This window comes from Streptomyces sp. 63XJN7_1_ISO-PGPR-S23-121, from assembly GCF_056173025.1.
The window spans coordinates 2,141,914-2,162,513 of sequence record NZ_CM149653.1 but is presented as its reverse complement, the minus strand read 5'-3'; the positions used below and the strand labels follow the sequence as shown (position 1 = coordinate 2,162,513).

The following is a 20,600-nucleotide window of genomic DNA, read 5'->3' as shown; positions in this document are numbered from 1 at the left end:
TCTTCCCGGAAGCGGTCGGCGGCGCGTACGGCGACGCGCTCGCCCGGGCGGGGTCTGGCCGGCGGATCAGGGACGGGGAGCCGGCCGGGCGAGCGGGCCGAGCGTCCGCACGAGGGCGTCGAGCGTGGGAGCGGCGTGGGTGAACGGGTAGTCGTGGCCCCCGGGCAGCAGCCGCAGGGTGAACTCGCCGTCGGCGCACTCCCGCCAGCCCTCCAGCCGTTGCGGGCTCACCAGGGTGTCGTCGGCGCCGCCGAACACGTGCACGGGGCAGCCGGCGGGTGCGGGGCCGGGGGCCGTGTACGCCTCGGCCAGGGCCAGGTCGCGGCGGACCGTGCGCACGGCGTACCGCAGGTAGGCGGGGTAGCGGTGCAGTTCGGGCGGGAAGCCGCCGAACCCCTCGAGCCAGGTGAGCAGACCCTCGTCGTCGCGGTCGGTGACCCGCCGGAGCACCCGGACGTGCGGGGCGCGGGAGGCGGAGACCAGCAGCGCGGCGGGCGGGGTGAGGCCGCGGCGGCGGATGCGGACGGCGAGTTCGTAGCCGACCAGTGCGCCGAAGCTGTGGCCGAACAGGGCGTAGGGGGTGCGGAGTTCACCGGCGATGCCGTCGAGCACGGCGTCGGCGAGCTCCTCCAGGGTGTCGGGCAGCGGTTCGGCGCTGCGGACGCCCCGGCCGGGCAGTTCCACGGTGGCCAGCTCCACGCCCGGCGGCGGGATGAGCCGCCAGGGCGCGAACGACGCTGCGCTTCCGCCCGCCTGCGGCAGGCAGATCAGCCTCAGACGGGCGTCGGGTGCCGACACCCGGCCGACGATCCACGGACTGCCCGCACCGCGCTTCTGGGTGTGCGCGGGGTGGGTGGGTCGTGCGGCGGCATCGGTTCGCATCCCGCTCCTTCGTCGGCCGGCGGTTTCCGGGTGGTGGCCCGCGGGGACGATGGTGGGCGGCCGGGGGCGACCGGTGCCAGGCACACCGACCGGCAACACCTCTGCCGCCCAGTTGCCCGGGGTCTGCCTGGCCCGCGGGGGCACCGGGCGGTGAGGATCGACGGGACAATCCTGCTCATGTGCCCTGAGGGGATCTCCTTCACGATGACCACCCTTCCTGACGAGGCGGCCGACCCGACGTTCTTCACCCTGGAATCCGTCAAGGCGGACCTGATGGAAGTGGAGAGCCTCACCCGGTCCTGCCTGAACTGGGACTACGGCAAGCGAGACAGCCGTGTGTGGAGCCTGTACGAGAAGAACAAGGCCTCCCAGTGGAACGCCACGACCGACATCGACTGGGACTACGACGTCCGCTTCGGTTCCGACCTGACCGAGGAGAACGGCGCGAAACTCGCGTCGTTCGTGGTCGGTGAGGGCAGCCCGGTGCCGCCGGAGCTGCTCACCCGCTTCCGGTGGGAGTACCAGGCGTGGATGTGCAGCCAGTTCCTCCACGGGGAGCAGGGTGCGCTGGTGACGACGGCCCGGCTCGTCGAGACCGTGCCCGACATGGACGCCAAGACCTACGCCGCCTCCCAGGTCGCCGACGAGGCGCGGCACGTGGAGGCGTTCGCGCGCTACATGGACGAGAAGCTGGGGGTGGTGTACCCGGTCAACCCGGGCCTCGGGACCCTGCTGCACGACGTGCTGTCGGAGTCCCGCTGGGACATCGTCTACCTCGGCATGCAGGTGGTCATGGAGGGCCTGGCCATCACCGGGCTGCGACTGGCCAGCAGCGGCTTCGGTGATCCGCTGATCCGGCAGATCACGCGGATGGTGGCGGCCGACGAGGCCCGGCACATCGCCTTCGGCGTCACCGCGCTCACCGGCATGTACCAGCAGGTGACCTCGGCGGAGCTGCGCGACCGGGAGGACTTCCTGCTGGAGGCGATCCGGCTGATGTCGCGCCGGTTCATGCTGCGGGAGCTGTGGGAGCGCATGGACCTGGACGTGGAGATGGGCGTGCGGTTCGCGCGGAGCAACCCGATGATGGCCACGTACCGGCAGCTGCTGTTCCAGCAGGTCATCCACGTGCTGCGGCAGCTCGGCATGCTGTCGGACAAGGTGAAGGAACTGCTGGTCGCGGAGAACCTGGTGCGGGCGGAGACGATGGCCGCGGTCCGCTGACCCGCGGCCGCCGTGCCGGCCACCGCGCGACCCCACCGGCCGCCCCGGACCGATCCGGGGCGGCCGGTGGCGTTCCGGCACGTGATCCGTGGCCCGGAGCTCCGTCGGGAGGCCGTGGGGGCGCGGGTGCGCGAGGGACGTGACCGCGGACCGGCCAACCCGCACGCAACCCGTACGTGCACGGAGGCGCGAGGAACCCGACCGCGGACCGGCCAACCCGTGCCGAGCCCGTCCATGGGCCCCGCGGTCGGTCGGGGCGTGGCCGGCGCGGGGTACGACGGTGCGGGGGCGGTGGAGGGACCTCGTCCCTCCACCGCCCCCGCCCGTTTCTCTCCGTCAGTCGTCCTCGGCCGTCAGCGGCCGGACGGTCTCCTCGTACGTCCCGCCGCACAGCGCCTTCCAGATCACCCGGCGCCTGGGCTTGCCGCTGGAGGTGACGGCGATGCCGCCGCGCGGGACCTCGACGGCGAGGAGTCCGGCGTCGCCCAGCCACTCGGACAGCACCTCGTGGGCGGCGCGCCGCCAGCCGTCCTGGACCCCCGCGAAGACGGCCACGCCGGTCGGTCTGCCGTCGCGGACGCCGAGCAGCACCGCGACCCGGCGCTCGGGGATGCCGCGCTGGTGCAGCAGCGTCTCCAGGCTCTCGGCGAACACCATCTTGCCGTTGACCTTCAGCCCGTCACCGAGCCGGCCGATCACGAAGAGCTGCCCGTCGCGCAGGAATCCCGCGTCGCCGGTCCGCAGCCGGTCGCCGATGCTGGTGCCGGACGCGGTGCCGGCGTCACCGACGTAGCCCTCGGCGATGGACACGCCGCTGACCACGATCTCGCCGACCTGCCCGTCCGGCAGGGCGTCCCCGTCCTCCGAGACGATGGTGACCGTACGGTCCTCGAGCGGCCGGCCGCAGCCCACGACCACCGTGCCGGCGAGGGACCCGGCGTCGCCCTCGTCCGGCTCGCGCGTCGACCAGCCCTCGCCGGGCGCCAGTCCGGTCACGGCGAGGGTGGCCTCCGCGCTGCCGTAGGCGGGCAGCAGGGCGCCGCGGTCGAGGCCGTGCGGGCCGAGCAGGGCTTGGACGTCGTCCAGCACCTTCGGGTCGATGCGTTCGGCACCGATGATGACGCAGCGCAGCGAGTCGAACCGCAGGCCCTCGAGGTCGGCCGGGCGGACCCGGCGCAGGATGTAGGAGAGGCCGAAGTTGGGCATGGCCGTCATGGCGATGCGCTGCTCGCTGATCCGCCGCAGATAGCGCTGCGGCGAGCGGATGAAGTCGTCCGGCTGGAGCATGTGCCCGTCGAAGCCGGTGACGACGACGTTGAGCAGGAAGCCGACCAGGCCCATGTCATGGTGGACCGGCAGCCAGCTGATCGCCGGGAAGCTCCGGGGCGCAGCCCAGCCAGCGGCGCATCCCCGTGAGGTTGGTGCGCAGGGCCTCGGCGGAGATCCGTACGCCCCGGGAGAAGCCGCTGGAGCCCGAGGTGAACTGCACCAGCGCGGTCTCCGGCAGGGGCAGCGGGCCGTCCAACGGCTCCGCACCGGCGACGAGTTCGTCGAAGACCACCGGTTCCGGCAGGTCGGTCACGGCGGCGACCTTGCGGACGCGTTCCTGCGACTCCTCGTCGCACACGGCGATCCGGGGCCGCACGGTGCCGAGGAGGTGCGCGGCGTGCCGCTCGTACTCGTCGGCCCGCTGGAAGGCGAACGGCGGGGCGATGGTGCAGGGCGTGGCGCCCGCGGCCAGTGCGCCGAAGAAGGTCGCGACGAAGCCGGGACCGGAGCGCTGCACCAGCGCCACCACGTCACCGTCCCCGACCCCTCGCGCCCGCAGGGCCGCGGCGGTGCGCAGCACCAGGTCCCGCAGGTCCCGGTAGGACCAGAAGTCCCAGCCGTCGCCGCGGTTGGCGTAGTACAGGCCGCGCTCGGCGGACGCGTCGTCCAGCCAGTCGAGCAGGCCTCGGTCCCCGATTCCCAACTGCTCGTCCTCTCCGGGATGTCGTGCTGACACGGGATGCCCGGGGCTCGGCGGACCGCCCGAGGGCGGGCGTCGCGCCCGGCGACCGCCAGCCTCACCGCCCCCCGGGTGGCGGTGCCAGGCAGGGGCCCGGTAACTCGCGCGGGCGGGGCGGCAGTTACACCAGCAACAGCGATTGCCGGTCGGTTGCCTGGTGACCGGCGAACGGCCCGTGCAGCATCGAGCAGGATGCCGGCCCACCTGCGCGGCGACGAGAAGGGTGCTCGCGCGGTGGCGCCGCACCGTCCACCGGCATCCTCCGGAAGGCCCGGACGACCGCGGGCGGCGCCCGGCGGTTCCCGGAAGTCCACGAGAGCGGTTACGAACCAGATGACACCACGCGACGGCGACCTGCCCGCCGACCCCGGCCTGCTGCCGCTCACCGCGGCCCAGCTGGGGGTCTTCCACGCCCAGGGCCTGGACCCCGGCAATCCGGCCTACAACACCGTGGCCGTCATGGAGGTCCGCGGCCCGTTGGAGGGCGACCTGCTGCGGCGCGCGGTCCGCCGGTCGGAGGCGGAGAGCGCCACCTTCGACGTGGAGTTCGTCGAGCGTCCGGACGGCGTGTTCCAGCGTCCGGTGGCACCGGGCTGCTCCACCTGGCGCGAGCTCGACCTCACCGGTGAGCCGGACCCGTTCGCCGTGGCGAGGGCGCTGGTGGACGGCGACCGGTCCACCGCGCTGGACCTGACGAAGGACGCCCTGTCCGCCCATGTGCTGATGCGGGTGGGGCCCGACCACCACCTGTGGTACCAGCGCAGCCATCACGTGCTGTCCGACGCGTTCGGGTCGGTGCTGCACTCGCGCCGCATCGCCACGCACTACGAGGCGCTGGCCACCGGCACGGAACCGGCCGGCGAGCCGCTGGACACGCTGCGGGCGCTGCTTGCGGAGGAGGCGGACTACCGCGCCTCACAGGAGTACACGGACGACCGGCGGTACTGGAACGACACGTTCGCCGACCGTCCCGAGACCGCGAGCCTCGCCCCGGGCGTGCCCACGGGTGCCGCGCCGCGCGCCCTGTCCGCGTCGGCCGAGCTGTCCCCGGCCGAGCTGGCGGAGCTGCACACGGCCGGCCGGGCGGCCCGCGCGCCGTGGACGGTGGCGCTGCTGTCGGCGGTCGCCGCCTACCTCCACGGCATGACGGGGGCCGAGGACCTCACGATCGGGGTGCCGGTCACCGCCCGGCTGGGCCAGAGGTCGCGCAACGCGCCCGGCATGCTGTCGAACACGCTGCCGCTGCGGCTGTCCGTCCGTCCGGACCAGGGGCGCACCGCCCTGGTCCGGCAGGTCGGCCGCCGGCTCGGCGAGCTGCTGACGCACCAGCGCTACCCCTATGACGAGCTGCGGCGCGACCTGAGACTGCTGGGCAGCGGCGAGCAGTTGTACGGGGTGCTCGTCAACATCATGCCCGCCGGCTCGGAGACGGCCTTCAGGGGCCGCGAGGCGACCCTGACGACGCTGTCCGGCGGGCCGGTCACCGACCTGAACATCACCTGCCATCCGCATCCGGACGGCACCGGCGCCCGGGTGTCCTTCGAGGCGAACCCCGACCGCTACTCCCCTGCCGAACTGGAGGAGCACCGGCTCCGGTTCACCGCGTTCCTGTCCCGGTTCCTGGCCGCCCCGGAACACCTCCCGCTGGCGCGGACCGAGGTCCTGACGGAGGCCGAGCGGGCGACGGTGCTCGCCGCGGGGGAAGGGCCCGGGGGCGTGCCGCCGCGCACCTTCCCGGAGCTGTTCGAGGAGCAGGTCCGCCGCGCCCCTGGCGCCCTCGCGGTCCTCTCCCCCGCCGGGTCCCTGGACTACGCCGGGCTCAACGCCCGCGCCAACCGGCTGGCGCGGGCGCTGGTGGCCCGCGGTGCCGGACCCGAGGGCCTGGTGGCGGTGGCCGTGCCGCGCGGCGCCGCCGCCCTGACCGCGGTGGTGGCGGTGCTGAAGTCGGGCGCGGCCTATCTGCCGGTCGACCTCGGCTATCCGCGGGCCCGCCTGACCGCGATGCTCGACGACACCCGGCCGCTGCTGGTGCTGACCACCCGCGATGCGGACGACCCGACGCTCGCGCCCGGGGTGCCCCGGCTGTACGTGGACGACGAGGCCGTCACCGGCCCGCCGGACGCGGACCCGGCCACCGCCGACCTGCCCACCGCCGACCCGGCCGACGCCGACCTGACCGACGCGGACCTGACCGACGCGGACCGCCGTGCGCCGCTGGCCCCCGGGCATCCGGCGTACGTCATCTACACCTCGGGCTCGACCGGCCGGCCCAAGGGCGTCGTCGTCACGCACACCGGCCTGGGCGCGCTGGTCCGGGGCCAGCGGGACCGGCTGCGCCTGCGGCCGGGCAGCCGGGTGCTGCAGTTCGCCTCGCCGAGCTTCGACGCCTCGGTGTGGGAGCTCACGACGGCCCTGCTCACCGGGGCCGCGGCCGTGGTCGCGCCGGGCGAGCGGCTCGTGCCCGGGCCGCCGCTGGCCGGCCTGGTGGCCGAGCTGGGCGTGACCTGCCTGCTGCTGGCACCGTCGGTGCTGGCGGCACTCCCGGAGGACGCGCTGCCCGAGGGCACCGACCTGGTGGTGGGCGCCGAGGCGTGCTCCCCGGAGCTGGTGGCCCGCTGGTCGCCGGGCCGGCACATGGTCAACGCCTACGGCCCCACCGAGTCGACGGTCATCGCCACCCAGACGGGCCCGCTCTCCGGCCGGACCGTGCCGCCGATGGGCCGCCCGGTGCCCGGCACACGGGTACGGCTGCTGGACGCCGCGCTGCGCCCGGTGCCGCCCGGGGTTCCCGGCGAGGTGTACCTGAGCGGTGACGGCCTCGCCCGGGGCTACCTCGCCCGGCCGGGCACGACGGCCGAGCGTTTCGTCGCCGACCCCTACGGGCCGCCCGGCACCCGCATGTACCGCACCGGCGACCTGGCCCGCTGGGCGGCCGACGGCGGCCTGGTCTACCTGGGCCGTGCCGACAGCCAGGTGAAGGTGCGCGGCTTCCGCATCGAGCCCGGCGAGGTGGAGGGCGTCCTCACCGGGGCGCCGGGCGTCGGCGGGGCCGTGGTCGTCGTCCGCGAGTCCGGGACCGGGGTGCGGCAGCTGGTGGCGTACGTGGTGCCGACGGCCGGTGCGGCGACGCGGCCGGACGCGGTGGCCGTGCGCGCCCACGCCGGGGAGCGGCTGCCCGCGTACATGGTCCCGGCGGCGGTGACGGTGCTGGACGCCTTCCCGCGCACGCCCGGCGGCAAGGTCGACGTCAAGGCGCTGCCCGAGCCGCGGTTCGAGGCGGCGAGCGCCTACCGGCCGCCGTCCACGGAGCGGGAGCGTCTCCTGCACGACGTGTTCGCCGAGGTGCTGGGCCGGGAGCGGATCGGCGTCGACGACAGCTTCTTCGACCTCGGCGGCGACTCCGTCACCGCCACCCGTCTGGCGGCCCGGGCCCACCGGGCGGGTCTGACCCTCACCGCCAGGGACATCTTCGGTCACAAGACCATCGCGCGGCTCGCCGAGGTGGCCCGGGACACCGGTCCCGGGGCCGCGGCACCGCGCGCCGAGAGCCTGGTGCGGCTCGACGCGGACGAACTCGACGAGCTCGAAGCCCAGTGGGGGACACTGTGAAACAGACTTCTCTGGAAGCGGTGCTGCCGCTGACCCCGTTGCAGCAGGGCATGCTCTTCCACGCCCTGTTCGACGAGGGCGACGGCTCGGCGCCCGCCGTCGACTTCTACACCGTGCAGACGCCCCTGGAGCTGACCGGCGCGCTCGACACCGCGGCGCTGCGCCGCTCCACCGCCGCCGTGACCGCCCGGCACGCGAGCCTGCGGGCGGGGTTCCTGCGGCGCCGCTCGGGTGAGGCCGTGCAGGCCGTCGCGCGGACCGCGGAACCCGGCTGGGAGGAGGTCGACTTCTCCGGCTTCGGCGCGGACGAGCAGCGGCTGCGGCTGACCCGGCTGCTCGCGGACGACCGGGCGCGGCGCTTCGACATGGCCCGGCCGCCGCTGCTGCGCTTCACCCTCGTCCGGCTCTCCGCCGAGCGGCACGTCCTGCTGCTGACGCACCATCACATCCTGCTGGACGGGTGGTCCCTGCCGCTGCTGCTGGCCGACCTGTTCCGGATCTACCGGGACGGCGGCTCGGCCGACGCGCTGGAGCCCGCGGTGCCGTTCGGGGACTACCTCGGCTGGCTCGCGGCACAGGACCGCGAGGAGGCCGAGCGGGCGTGGCGGTCGGCACTGGCCGGGCTGGACGGGCCGACGCTGGTCGCGGGCCCGTCCGGGCACGGCGGGCCGGCCCGGGCCCAGCGGCGCGCCGTCGCGGAGCTGTCCCCGGCGGACACGGCACGGCTGACGGCGACGGCCCGCTCCCGCGGACTCACCCCGAACACCGTCGTGCAGGGCGCCTGGGCGCTGCTGCTGTCGGTGCTGACGGGCAGCCGGGACGTGGTCCACGGCAGTACGGTCGCCGGCCGCCCGCCCGAACTGCCGGGCAGCGAGCGGATGGTGGGCCTGACGATGAACACGGTGCCCGCCCGGGTGCGGATCGACCCGGCCGAGCCGGTGGCCGCGCTGCTCGCCCGTCTCCAGGACGAGCAGACGGCGCTGACCCGGCACGAGTACCTGGGCCTGGCCGACATCCACCGCGCCGCGGGCGTGACGGAGCTGTTCGACACCACCGTGGCCTTCGAGAACGTCCCCGTCGACAGCGCCGTCCACGGCGCCGAGGTGCCCGGTCTCGGCGTGACGCTGCTGCGTGACGTCGTCGACGACGCCTTCGAGGGCACCCACTACCCGCTGAGCCTCGCCGTGCACCCCGGTGAGGGGCTGCGGCTGGAGCTCAACCACCGCGAGGACGTGTACACCGCGGAAGCCGCGTCCGGGCTGCTGGGCCGGCTGTGCGGGCTGCTGCGCGACATCGCCGAGGAGCCCGACGTCCCCGCGGGGCGGCTGCCGCTGTGCTTCCCGGCCGAGCGCGAGGAACTCCTGCGCACGTGCTCCGGGCGGACCGTGACCCTCCCGGAACGGACGCTGCCCGAGGTGTTCGAGGAGCAGGTCAGGGCCACCGCGGACGCGGTGGCCGTCGGGGACGGCGCCACCAGCCTGACCTTCGCCGCGCTCAACGCCGAGGCCAACCGGCTGGCGCGGCTGCTGGTCGCCGAGGGGGCGGGCCCCGGCCTGCTGGTCGGCGTGGCGCTGCCGCGCACCGTGGACGCGGTGGTGGCGATCCTGGCGGTCCTGAAGTCGGGCGCCGGCTATCTGCCGATCGACACCGGCCACCCGGCCGAGCGGATCGCGGCGATCTGCGCGGAGGCCCGGCCGGTGCTGGTGCTGACCGACGCGGCGACCGCGCCGCCGGTGCCCGGGCGGACGCTGGACCTCGCCGGGGCCGTGCTGCCCGAGGACGCCTCGGACCTCACGGACGCCGACCGTCCGCGGCCGCTGCGACCGGGGCACCTGGCGTACGTGATCCACACCTCGGGCTCGACCGGCCGGCCCAAGGGGGTCGCGGTCGAGCACCGCAACCTGGTCAACATGTTCCACAGCCACCGGGCGAACTTCTTCGAACCGGAGCGGGAGCGTGCCGGGGGCCGGACGCTGCGCGCGGCGCTGACCAACTCCCTCGGCTTCGACGCCTCCTGGAGCCAGCTGCTGTGGATGGTCGGCGGGCACGAGCTGCTGCTGGTCGACGACGACGTGCGCAAGGACGCCGTCGCCCTGGCCGGCCTCGCGGCCCGTGCGGCCGTCGACGTCGTCGACACCACGCCGTCGGTGGCCCGCCAGCTGCTCGCGGCCGGCATGTTCGAGGCGTCCGGGCAGGGGCACCGGGTCCGCGTCCTGGCCCTCGGCGGCGAAGAGGTGGGCGCCGACCTGTGGGAGACGCTGCACACGGTGCCGGACCTGTCGGTGTACAACCTGTACGGCCCGGCCGAGTGCACCGTGGACGCCATGCTGTGGCACGGCGGCGCCGTGGCCGGCCCGGCCATCGGCGCCCCGGCCGACAACACCCGCGTCTACGTCCTGGACGCCTTCCTGCGTCCGGTCCCGGACGGGGTCGTCGGCGAGCTGTACATCGCCGGCGGCGGGGTGGCACGCGGCTATCTGGGCCGCCCGGCGGCGACGGCCGAGCGCTTCGTCGCCGACGTCTTCGGCAAGCCGGGCGCGCGCATGTACCGCACCGGTGACCTGGGGCTGCGCCGGCCGGACGGGGTGGTGGAGTACCGCGGCCGGTCCGACTTCCAGGTGAAGATCCGCGGGCACCGCGTCGAGCTCGGCGAGATCGAGGCCGCCCTCGCCGCCGACGCGTCGGTGGACCGGGCGGTGGCGGCGGTCTCCGAGGACGCGGCCGGTGTGCGGCGGATCGTGGGCTACGTGCGCCCCGCGGCCGGTGCCGAGGTGCGTCCCGACGTGCTGCGCGCCGCCGTCGCCGAGCGGCTGCCCGCGTACATGGTCCCGGCGCTGGTCATGACCGTCGAGGCCTTCCCGCTCACGCCCAACGGCAAGGTGGACCGGCAAGCGCTGCCCGAGCCCCGGTTCGAGGCGGCGGGCGCCTACCGGCCGCCGTCCACGGAGCGGGAGCGGATCCTGCACGACGTGTTCGCCGAGGTGCTGGGCCGGGAGCGGATCGGCGTCGACGACAGCTTCTTCGACCTCGGCGGCGACTCCATCACCGCCATGCAGCTCGCCGCCCGCGCGCACCGGGCCGGGCTCGCGGTCAACGCCAGGGACGTGTTCGTCCACAGGACCGTGGCCGCCCTCGCCGAGGCGGCCGGGGACGCCGGTCCCGAGCCGGACGCGCCGGCCGTCCCGGCCGGGCCGCCGATCACCCTGACCGAGGCCGAGCTGGCGGAACTGGACGCGCCGGGACGCCCGTACACCGAGGCGCTGCCGCCGACACCGCTGCAGCAGGGCATGCACTTCCACGCGATGCTGGCCGCGGACGGGGTCGACGTCTACACCGCGCAGGCGCCCGTACGGCTCACCGGCACCCTGTCCCCGGCGGTGCTGCGCGCGGCCTGTGACGCGGTCCTGGCCCGGCACACCGCGCTGCGGGTCTCCTTCCGGCTGCTCGGCTCCGGCCGCCTGGTGCAGCTGGTGCACGAGGACGTCCGCACGCCCTGGCGCGAGATCGACCTGGGCGGCATGGACGAGGAGAAGCGGCGGACCCGGGTCGCGGAGCTGCTGGCCGACGAGCGGACGCTCCGCTTCGACCTGGACGAGCCTCCGCTGCTGCGGGTCACGCTGGTCCGCTTCGCGGACGACGACCACCTGCTGGTGGTGTCGCACCACCACGCGCTGCTCGACGGCTGGTCCCTGCCGCTGTTCTTCCGCGACCTGTTCGCCGCCTACGCCCGCGGCGGCACCCACCCGGCGCCGGCACCGGCGCAGTTCACCGACTTCGTGCGCTGGCTCGGCGCGCAGGACGGCGACGCGGCGGTCCGGGCCTGGGGCGAGGCGCTGGCCGGGTTCGACGAGCCCACCCTGGTGTCCCCGGACGCGGAGGCCGCCACGGCCGGCGTGCCGCACCTGGTGACGCACACCGTCGACGCGGAACGGACCGCCGAGCTCGTCGCCGGTGCCCGCGGCGCGGGGCTGACCCTCAACACCCTGGTGCAGGGTGCCTGGGCGGTCGTCCTGGGCCGGCTGCTGAGCCGCGACGACGTCGTGTTCGGTGCCACCACCGCCGCCCGCCCGGCGGAACTGCCCGGCTCCGAGGACATCGTGGGCCTGCTCATGAACACCGTCCCGGTGCGCGTGCGCCTCGACCCGGCCCGGCCGGTCGGCGCGTTGCTGACGGGCCTCCAGGAGCAGCAGGCCGGGCTGCGGCCGTACCAGCACCTCGGGCTGACCGAGGTGCAGCGGTCCCTCGGGGCGGGTGAACTCTTCGACACCGTACTGGACTTCGCGAGCGCGCCGTTCGACGGTGAGGCCGTCCAGCAGCAGGTGCCGGGGCTGCGCATGACGGTGGACGAGGAGCCCGTGCCGGGCGCCTCGCACTATCCGCTGAACCTGGTGGTGGTGCCCGGCGAGCGGCTGAGCCTCGAACTCAGCTACCGCGCCGACCTGTTCACCGCGGAGGAGGGCGCCGCCCTGCTCACCCGGGTCCGGGCGGCCCTGGACGGCTTCCTGGCCGACCCGTCGGCGCCCCTGGGCCGGCTGGACCTGCTGACGGCCGGGGAGCGGACCGCGCTGCTCGCCGCCGCCGAGGGCCCCGCCCACCCGGGGCCGGACACCTTCCCGGCGCTGTTCGAGGAGCGGGTGCGGGAGCGGCCCGGCGCCGTCGCCGTGATCGACGGGGAGCACAGCCTGTCGTACGGCGAGCTGAACGAGCGGGCCAACCGGCTGGCGCGGGAGCTGGCGGCCGAGGGCATCGGCCCGGAGGACGTCGTGGGTGTGGCGCTGCCGAGGTCGGCGGAGTCGGTGACCGCGGTCCTGGCCGTGCTCAAGGCGGGCGCCGCCTACCTGCCGCTGGACCCCGGCTATCCGCCGGAGAGGCTGCGGCACATCGTCGGCGACGCCCGGCCCGCCCTGGTGCTGACCGCGCCGGGCGCGGCGGACCTGCCGGCCGCGGTGGGCGCGGTGCGCACGCGCTGCCTCGCCACGACGCCGGTGGACGACGCCCTGAGCGGCACCGACCTGACGGACGCCGACCGGGTGGCGCCGCTCAGGCCCGCGCACACCGCGTACGTGATCTACACCTCCGGGTCGACCGGCCGTCCCAAGGGCGTGCAGGTGCCGCACCTCGGGATCGCGGCCCTGGTCGCCCAGCAGCGCGCCGGTCTGGGCCTGCGCGCGGACGAGCGGGTGCTGCTGTTCGCCTCGCCGAGCTTCGACGCCTCGGTGTGGGAGCTGGCGACGGCCCTGCTGACCGGGGCGTGCGCGGTCACCGCGCCGGCCGACGAGCTGCTGCCCGGCCCGGCGCTGGCGGCCACGGTGGCCCGGCACGGCGTGACGGCCCTGCTGCTGCCGCCGTCCTCCCTCGCCGTGCTCCCCGAGGACGCGCTGCCGCCGGGCACGACCCTGGTGGTCGGGGCCGAGGCCTGCCCGCCCGACCTGGTGGAACGCTGGTCGTCCGGGCGCCGGATGGTCAACGCCTACGGCCCGACCGAGGCGACCGTCATGGCGACGATGAGCCGCCCGCTGAGCGGCCGGGGCCGCCCGCCGCTGGGCGAGCCCGTCGCCGGGGCCCGCGTGTACCTGCTGGACGACGCACTGCAGCCGGTGCCGACGGGCGTGCCCGGTGAGCTGTACGTGGCCGGCGAGGGCCTGGCGCGCGGATACCTGGGCCGCCCCGGGCCGACCGCCGGGCGTTTCGTCGCCGACCCGTTCGGCCCGCCCGGGACGCGCATGTACCGCACCGGCGACCTCGCCCGCCGGGGTGCCGACGGCACCCTCGAGTTCCTCGGCCGGGTCGACCACCAGGTCAAGGTGCGCGGTTTCCGCATCGAGCCCGGCGAGATCGAAGCCGTGCTCGCCGAGGACCCCGCGGTCGCGCAGGCCGTGGTCGTCGTCCGCGAGGACCGGCCCGGCCACCGGCAGCTGGTGGCGTACGCCGCCCCGGCCGCCGGTGCCGTGCCCGACCCGGTCCTGCTGCGCGGGCGGGCCGCCGAGGCGCTGCCCGAGCACATGGTGCCCGCGGCGGTCGTCGTCCTGGACCGGCTGCCGAGGACCGCGAGCGGCAAGCTCGACCCGAACGCGCTGCCCGCGCCGGAGTTCTCCGCCGGGCCGGAGGGACGGGCGCCGGGCACCCCGCGCGAGGAGTTGCTGTGCTCCCTGTTCGCCGAGGCCCTCGGCGTGGAGCGGGTCGGGGCCGACGACAGCTTCTTCGACCTCGGCGGCGACTCCATCGTCTCGATCAAGCTGGTCACCCTGGCGCGCGAGGCGGGCCTGGACGTCGCTCCGCGGGACGTGTTCGCCCACAGGACCGTGGCCGCGATCGCCGCGGCGGTCGGGGAACTCGCCCCGCCGCCGGCCGACGCCGCGGCCGACGCCGAGGAGCCGCTGATCACGCTGGACCAGGCGGAGCTGGACCGCTTCGCGCAGGACTGGCGGTAGGGCGCACCGCGCCCGCTCCCCTCGGCACCACCCGACGGCACCACCGCACGACCACTGGACCACGACACGGCCGGGACCCTGCTCGGCCGGTCCGGTGTGCTCCACCACGCGATCCGGCCGCGCCGCGGCGCGGACCGCACAGGACCGAACGACGGACGACCCGAGCGGTCACGACCCCGGTGAGGACACCGACATGACAATCACGAACCCGGCCGTCGACACGTTCCTCCGGGACGACGCCCGGATGCCGGACGGCCCGGACGCCCCGGCGGAGTACAGCCTGGACGCCGACGAGGTCGCCGAGCTGCGCGCCGCCGCCGAGAAGCTCGGCGAGGTGTACGGCGCGCCGTCCCTGCCCGAGTTCTACGACCGCGCGCTCACCGCCGAGGAGCTGCTGCCGGCGGGGCTGCGCACGTTCCTGCTGTCGTACCGGCGCAGCGAGCGCAACGCCGCCTGCCTGGTGCACGGCTTCCCGGTGGACGGCGGCGCGCTCGGCCCCACGCCAGGTCACTGGCGCGAGGCGATCCACGGGGGCACGGCCCGCGACCAGGAGGTGTGGCTGGCGCTGTGCGGACTGGTGCTCGGCGACCCGTTCGGCTGGGTGACCCTTCAGGAAGGGCGGATCATCCAGAACATCCTGCCGATCCGCGGTGACGAGGACCGGCAGAGCGGGCACGGCAGCGAGACGCTGCTGGAGTTCCACACCGAGGACGGCTTCCACCCCAACCGCTGCGACTACCTGCTGCTGATGGGGCTGCGCAACCCCGACGCGGTGCCGACCATCGTCGCCTCCGTGCGCGACGTCCGGCTCGGCGACGCCGACCGGGCGGTGCTCGCCGAGGAGCGCTTCCTCATCCGCCCGGACACCGAGCACGTGCGGCAGCTGGAGACCTACGCGCCCGGCCACCCGGCGCTGCCCCGGCTGCGCGCGATGGCCAAGAACCCGGCCCCGACGGCCGTGCTGTCCGGTGACCGGCTGAGCCCCTACCTGCGCATCGACCGCCCGTTCATGGACACCCTGCCCGACGACGCGGAGGCCGAGGCCGCGCTGGACCGGCTGATGGCCGAGCTGAACCGCGTCCAGAGGGACGTCGCGGTCGCCCCGGGCTCGCTGCTGATCGTCGACAACTATCGCGCGGTGCACGGCCGCAGGCCGTTCACCGCCCGCTACGACGGCAACGACCGCTGGCTGAAGAAGCTCACCGTCAGCCGCAACCTGCGCCGCAACCTGAGCGGTTACGCCCTCGACCACCCGCGCGTCATCGTCTGACCGGCCGGTTCCCACGTACACGAAAGGCAGCATCGTCATGCGCACCGTCATCGTGTCCGGCGCCTCCAGCGGCATCGGGCAGGCCACCGCCGAACGCTTCGCCCGGGCCGGCGACCACGTCGTCAACCTGGACGTGCGGCCCCCGACGGGCGGACGCCCGGACGGGCCCCGGGAGGGCGGCGGCGAGGTCCACTGGGTCAAGGGGGACGTCGCCGACTGGGACGCCGTCCGGGACGCCGTCGACCGGGTGGCCGCCGAGCGGGGCCGGCTGGACGTCGTCGTCGCCAACGCCGGCATCAGCGTCCGGCACGGCATCCTGGAGATCACCGAGGCCGACGCCCGGCGCACCCTCGACGTCAACCTCATGGGCGTCCTCGCGCTGTGGCGGCACGCCGTGCCGCACATGCTGCGCCGGGGCGAGGGGGTGCTGCTGGCGACGGCGTCCGTCAACGGCTCCCGCGGCTACCCGCTGTACGCCGACTACAACGCCAGCAAGGCCGGCGTGGCGTCGCTGTGCCAGACCTTCGCCGTCGAGCTGGCCCCGCTGATCCGCACGGCGTGCGTCGCGCCGGGCGCGGTGCTCACGCCGATGCAGCGCGCCGAGTACACCGACGCCATGCTCGACGAGGTGAACGCCCGCATCCCGGCCCGGCGGCACGCCCTGCCCGAGGAGATCGCGGAGTTCTTCCACTTCCTCGCCTCACCCGGGGCGGCCTTCGCGTCGGGTCAGCAGTTCACGGTGGACGGGGCGGAGACCGCCGGGGCGACGACGGCGTTCTTCCCCGGACCGACCGAGCCCCTGTCCTGACCCGGCGCCGCCGGGAAGCCGTCCGACCGAGCCCGAGGGACCCAGGAAGATGACCATGAAGACCCGTCCCGTGCCCGACGTGGTGGCGCTCGACGAGGTGGACCTCGCCGACCCGCTGCTGCACGCCCGCCACGACCTGGGCCCGCTGTGGCGCCGGCTGCGCGCCGAGGACCCGGTGCACTGGCAACCGGAGGGCGAACACGGCCCGGGCTTCTGGGTGGTGAGCGGTCACGCGGACGCCGCCGCCGTGCTGGGCGACAGCGGGACGTTCACGTCCGAGCGGGGCAACGTGCTGGACACGCTGCTGGCGGGCGGCGACTCGGCGGCCGGGAAGATGCTCGCGGTCACCGACGGCCGCCCGCACCAGGCGCTGCGCAGCGCGCTGCTCAAGCCGTTCTCCCCGCGGTCGCTCCAGGTGGTGGTGGACAGCGTGCGGCGCGGCACCCGCCGGCTGGTCGCGGAGGCGGTCGAGCGGGGCACGGCGGACTTCGCCGCCGACGTCGCCGCGCACATCCCGCTGGCCGCGATCTGCGACCTGCTGGGCGTGCCGGCCGCCGACCGGGGGCACATCATCTCCCTGACGTCCTCGGCGCTGTCGTCGGCGGACGGCGTGCCCGACCTGGAGGCCACCTGGTCCTCGCGCAACGGCCTGCTGCTGTACTTCTCGGAGCTGGCCGCCGAGCGGCGCCGGAAGCCCTACGACGACGTGGTCGGCCTGCTGGTGAACCGCGAGATCGACGGGCGGCCGCTGACGCACGAGGAGATCGTCTTCAACTGCTACAGCATCATCATGGGCGGTCACGAGACGACGCGCTTCGCCATGGTGGGCGGGCTGCACGCCCTGATGGAGCGGCCGGACCAGTGGCGGGCCCTGAAGTCCGGCGCCGTGGACACGTCGTCGGCCGTGGAGGAGGTGCTGCGCTGGACCACCCCGGCCCTGCACAGCGGCCGTACCGCCGCGCAGGACGTGCTGCTGGGCGACCGGTTCGTCGAGGAGGGCGACATCGTCACCGTCTGGATGGCCTCGGCCAACCGGGACGAGCGGGTCTTCGACCGGCCGGACGACTTCGACCTGTCCCGGTCCCCCAACAAGCACCTGTCCTTCGCGTACGGGCCGCACTTCTGCCTGGGCGCGTTCCTGGCCCGCGCCGAACTGTCGGCCCTGCTGGAAAGCCTGCGGGACCTGGTGGCCGAGGCGGAGCCCGCCGGGGAGCCGGAGTACGTCTACTCCAACTTCCTCAGCGGTCTGTCAGCCCTGCCGGTCACCCTCCGTCCCGAGACCGTGTAGGCCGAGGCGGCGCAGTTCCCCGGTCACGGCCGTCAGCGTCGCCTCCGGATGCGTCCGCGGGTAGGAGTGCCCGCCGGGCACCAGGCGCATCCGGGGCGGCGGTGTGCCGTATCCGGCCCACGGTTCGACCGCGGCGGGGGCGGCGACGTCGTCGTCCTCGCCGGCCAGCACGGCGAGCGGGCTGCGCACCGGGGCCGGTGCGGGCAGGAGGTAGCGTTCGGCGATCTCCAGGTCGGCCCGCACCGCACGCAGCAGGTCGCTCAGGAACTCGGGGTGCTCCAGCAGTTCCCCGGGCAGGCCGCCGTGCCGGTGCAGCCAGGCGGCCAGCGTCCGGTCGTCGCTCGCGGTGAGGCGTTCCCGGCCGAGCGGTAGGTGCGGGGCCCGGTGGGCCGACACCACCAGCGCGGCGGGGGCCGGCAGGTCGTCCCGGCGCTCGAGGCGCCGCGTCAGTTCGTAGGCGACGACGGCGCCGAAGCTGTGCCCGAACAGCACGTACGGCAGGTCGAGTTCGCCGCTCAGCGCCTCGAGGAGGCCGTCGACCAACGGCTCCAGGGCGGTCGGCACCGGTTCGCCGAAGCGGGAGCCGCGGCCCGGCAGTTCCACCGGGGCGAGTTCCACGCCCTGCGGCAGACCGGGGCGCCAGACGTTGAAGGAGGACGCGCTGCCTCCGGCGGGCGGCAGGCAGAACAGCCGGAGGCGGGGCCGTCCGGCGGCGTACCGTCCGACGATCCACGGCTGGGCCGGCACCACGGGGTCAAGAGTGCTCATGCGGACCAGCCTTACCGTCGCCGCCGGGCCGCGGCCAGGCAGCACGGCGGCAGTTTGCGCGGTAGCAACACCTCGCGCCGCCGCGGGAGTTGCCGAGTGCTTGCCGGGGCCGTTACCTGGGGCGGAGTGCGGGCCCGCCCTAGCGTCGCCACCATGACTCACACCCCTGCCGCAAGCGCCACCGAAGCCGTGGCCCCCGTGGTGCTCGGGATGACCCGGCTGATCGCCCCGCGCAAGCTCCCCGAGGTCACCGTGGAGCACCGTCTCATCGGCGACCTGGGCTTCCACTCGCTGGTCCTCGCCGAACTCGGTTACAACCTGGAGGACCTGTACGGTCTGCGGTCGCTGACCCCCGAGGAGGCGATGAAGCTGGAGCGGGTCGGCGACGTCGTCGACTTCGTCGGGACCGAGGTGGCCGCGGGCCGTGCCACGCTGCCCACCGACGACGAGGTCGAGCTGCTCCTGGCCCGTTACGACATCGGCGGCCCCACGGCATGACCGGACAGGACGTGGACCGGCCCTCGCACGCGCTCGCCGCGGACCTGGACCGGGTCCTGGGCGATCCCGGCGCGGAGAGCGGCCCGTTCAGCTTCGCGGAGATCGTGGCGTACGAGGAGCGCGACGCGCTGCCGCCGGAGGCCGTGGACCTCCTGCGCTCCTGGGGCTTCGCCCGGTACCTGGTGCCGGAGGCGTTCGGCGGCGGGCTGCGCAATCTGGAGCAGCTGTTCCTGCTGACCCGGGTGCTGGCCCGGCGCAACCTCACCGTGTCGGTGATGTTCGGCTCGGCCCTGCTCGGCGTCAACCCGGTGTGGCTGTGGGGCGACGACGAACAGCGGGAGCGGGTCGCGCGCGGTCTGCTCGACAACGGCGACCTGGCGTGTTTCGCGGTGTCCGAGCCCGACCACGGCAGCGACCTGGGCACCAACGAGACGGTCGCGGTGCCGGACGGTGACGGCTACCTCCTCACGGGCGAGAAGTGGCCGGTGGGCAACGCCACCCGGGGCCGCTTCGTCACCGTCTACGCGAACGTCGAGGGCACCGGCTCCTCCCTGATGCTGCTCGACAAGACGCAGCTCGAAGAGGGCAGTTGGGGCAACCGGCCGTTCGTCCGCACCGTCGGGCTGCGGGGCCACGACCTGAGCGGCATCTCCTTCGACGGCACCCGGGTTCCGGGCGGCGGGCTGCTCGGCCGTCCGGGCGGCGGCCTGCCCGGCATCCTCCAGGTGCTCCAGATCACGCGGACGGCGATCGGCGCGCTGTCGGTGGGCACGATGGACTCCGTGCTGCGGATCGCACTGCGGTACGCCCGCGAGCGGGTGCTGTACGGCGAGGAGATCTACCGGCTCCCCGTGATCCGCCGGCATCTGGTCCGCGCCCACCTGGACCTGCTGATCGCCGAGTGCACGGCACTGCCGGTGACGCGCTCGCTGACGGTGGCGCCGTCCCGGCTGAGCCTGTGGTCGTCGGTGGTGAAGTACCTGGTGCCGACCCTCGGCGAGGAGGTCGTGGCGGAGGCCGGACGGGTGCTGGGCGCGCGGAGTTATCTGCGCGAGGAGGTCGCCTCGGGCGTCTTCCAGAAGCTCCAGCGCGACCATGCGATCGCGAGCATCTTCGAGGGCACCACGCACGTCAACCTGCACGGCATCGCCTCGCAGCTGCACACGGTGGCGCAGGTCGCCGACCGCCCGGCGCGCGACGGGAACGCGGTGCTGCGGGACCTGTTCGACGACGCGCGGGAGGCTCCCGTCTGGCAGCCCTCGGGACGCGCGCTGCGGCTGACCAACGCCACCGAGGACGAGATCACGCGGGGCTGGGAGCCGGCCGTGGCGCGGGCGCGGCTGATCGCCGGGCGTGAGCTGCCGCCGGCCGAGGCGGGCGCCCTGACCAAGGTCCTGGACCAGCTCTCCCTGCTGCGGGGCGGCTTCTACGCCCGGATCGCCGCGGGCTCCCTGGACGCGACCACGGCCGAGGCGCAGGACGCCGCCGCCGAGCACTGCCTGTACCACGCGGCGGCCTCCTGCCTGTACACCTGGCTGTACTCCTTCGAGGACGAGCGCTCCGCGCCGGCCGGTACCGCCTGGCTGGTGCTGGTGCTGCAGCGGCTGCTGTCCCGTCTGGGGCAGCCGACGGAGCCGGACGAGGCCCTGCTGGAGCCGGTGGAGAAGCTGATGCTCGCGTGCCTGGACGGCCCCGAGCACTTCTCGGTCCGGGCGATCCGGACGGCCTGCCGTCCGGCATGACCCTCAGCCGCCGGCCGGATCCGCGCCGGTCCCCCGCGGGACCGGCACGGCGGGCGTTCCCCGTCCGGGCGG

General features: G+C 75.0%; 12 protein-coding genes. 8 read left to right on the top strand and 4 right to left on the bottom strand.

What is annotated here, in order from left to right; translation table 11 throughout:
- Positions 1–66: 66 nt before the first annotated feature.
- Positions 67–882, bottom strand: coding sequence for a thioesterase II family protein (locus AC0VYN_RS09625; protein ID WP_475535610.1), 816 nt, complete (start codon positions 880–882; stop codon positions 67–69).
- 204 nt (positions 883–1,086) lie between these two features.
- Here AC0VYN_RS09625 and AC0VYN_RS09620 point away from each other — a divergent pair, with 204 nt between their 5' ends.
- Entirely contained in the window at positions 1,087–2,106 is a 1,020-nt protein-coding gene (locus AC0VYN_RS09620) for a ferritin-like domain-containing protein (protein WP_475535609.1), read from the top strand.
- 336 nt (positions 2,107–2,442) lie between these two features.
- On the opposite strand, the gene AC0VYN_RS09615 is transcribed toward AC0VYN_RS09620, so the two are convergent.
- Together AC0VYN_RS09615 and AC0VYN_RS09610 are read right to left on the bottom strand one after the other, a co-directional pair.
- Entirely contained in the window at positions 2,443–3,447 is a 1,005-nt protein-coding gene (locus AC0VYN_RS09615) for an AMP-binding protein (protein WP_475535608.1), read from the bottom strand.
- A 1-nt stretch (position 3,448) separates the two neighbouring features.
- On the bottom strand, positions 3,449–4,078 hold the full coding sequence (locus AC0VYN_RS09610; RefSeq protein ID WP_475535607.1) for an AMP-binding protein: 630 nt from the start codon (positions 4,076–4,078) through the stop codon (positions 3,449–3,451).
- Positions 4,079–4,447: 369 nt separating this feature from the next.
- On the opposite strand from AC0VYN_RS09610, the gene AC0VYN_RS09605 reads away from it, so the two are divergent.
- From AC0VYN_RS09605 to AC0VYN_RS09585, 5 genes are all read left to right on the top strand, one after another.
- The gene (locus tag AC0VYN_RS09605; RefSeq protein ID WP_475535606.1) at positions 4,448–7,723 is read left to right on the top strand and encodes an amino acid adenylation domain-containing protein; all 3,276 of its coding nucleotides are present in this window, start codon (positions 4,448–4,450) and stop codon (positions 7,721–7,723) included.
- A complete protein-coding gene (locus tag AC0VYN_RS09600; protein ID WP_475535605.1) occupies positions 7,720–14,154 on the top strand; it encodes an amino acid adenylation domain-containing protein in 6,435 nt (2,144 codons plus the stop codon). Before AC0VYN_RS09605 ends, AC0VYN_RS09600 begins: the two co-directional genes overlap by 4 nt.
- A 193-nt stretch (positions 14,155–14,347) precedes the next feature.
- Entirely contained in the window at positions 14,348–15,424 is a 1,077-nt protein-coding gene (gene gntD, locus AC0VYN_RS09595; RefSeq protein ID WP_475535604.1) for a guanitoxin biosynthesis L-enduracididine beta-hydroxylase GntD, read from the top strand.
- 37 nt (positions 15,425–15,461) lie between these two features.
- A complete protein-coding gene (locus tag AC0VYN_RS09590) occupies positions 15,462–16,232 on the top strand; it encodes an SDR family NAD(P)-dependent oxidoreductase (protein ID WP_475535603.1) in 771 nt (256 codons plus the stop codon).
- Positions 16,233–16,287: 55 nt separating this feature from the next.
- The gene (locus AC0VYN_RS09585) at positions 16,288–17,520 is read left to right on the top strand and encodes a cytochrome P450 (protein WP_475536844.1); all 1,233 of its coding nucleotides are present in this window, start codon (positions 16,288–16,290) and stop codon (positions 17,518–17,520) included.
- On the opposite strand, the gene AC0VYN_RS09580 is transcribed toward AC0VYN_RS09585, so the two are convergent.
- A complete protein-coding gene (locus AC0VYN_RS09580; protein WP_475535602.1) occupies positions 17,482–18,288 on the bottom strand; it encodes a thioesterase II family protein in 807 nt (268 codons plus the stop codon). The two genes, AC0VYN_RS09585 and AC0VYN_RS09580, sit on opposite strands and share 39 nt — an antisense overlap.
- Before the next feature lie 153 nt (positions 18,289–18,441).
- On the opposite strand from AC0VYN_RS09580, the gene AC0VYN_RS09575 reads away from it, so the two are divergent.
- Positions 18,442–18,786, top strand: a complete 345-nt coding sequence (locus AC0VYN_RS09575; protein ID WP_385470325.1) for an acyl carrier protein — start codon at positions 18,442–18,444, stop codon at positions 18,784–18,786.
- Positions 18,783–20,528 (top strand): acyl-CoA dehydrogenase family protein, encoded by a 1,746-nt coding sequence (locus tag AC0VYN_RS09570; protein ID WP_475535601.1) that lies wholly within the window; start codon positions 18,783–18,785, stop codon positions 20,526–20,528. The genes AC0VYN_RS09575 and AC0VYN_RS09570 overlap by 4 nt, the downstream gene beginning before the upstream one ends.
- Positions 20,529–20,600 lie beyond the last annotated feature (72 nt).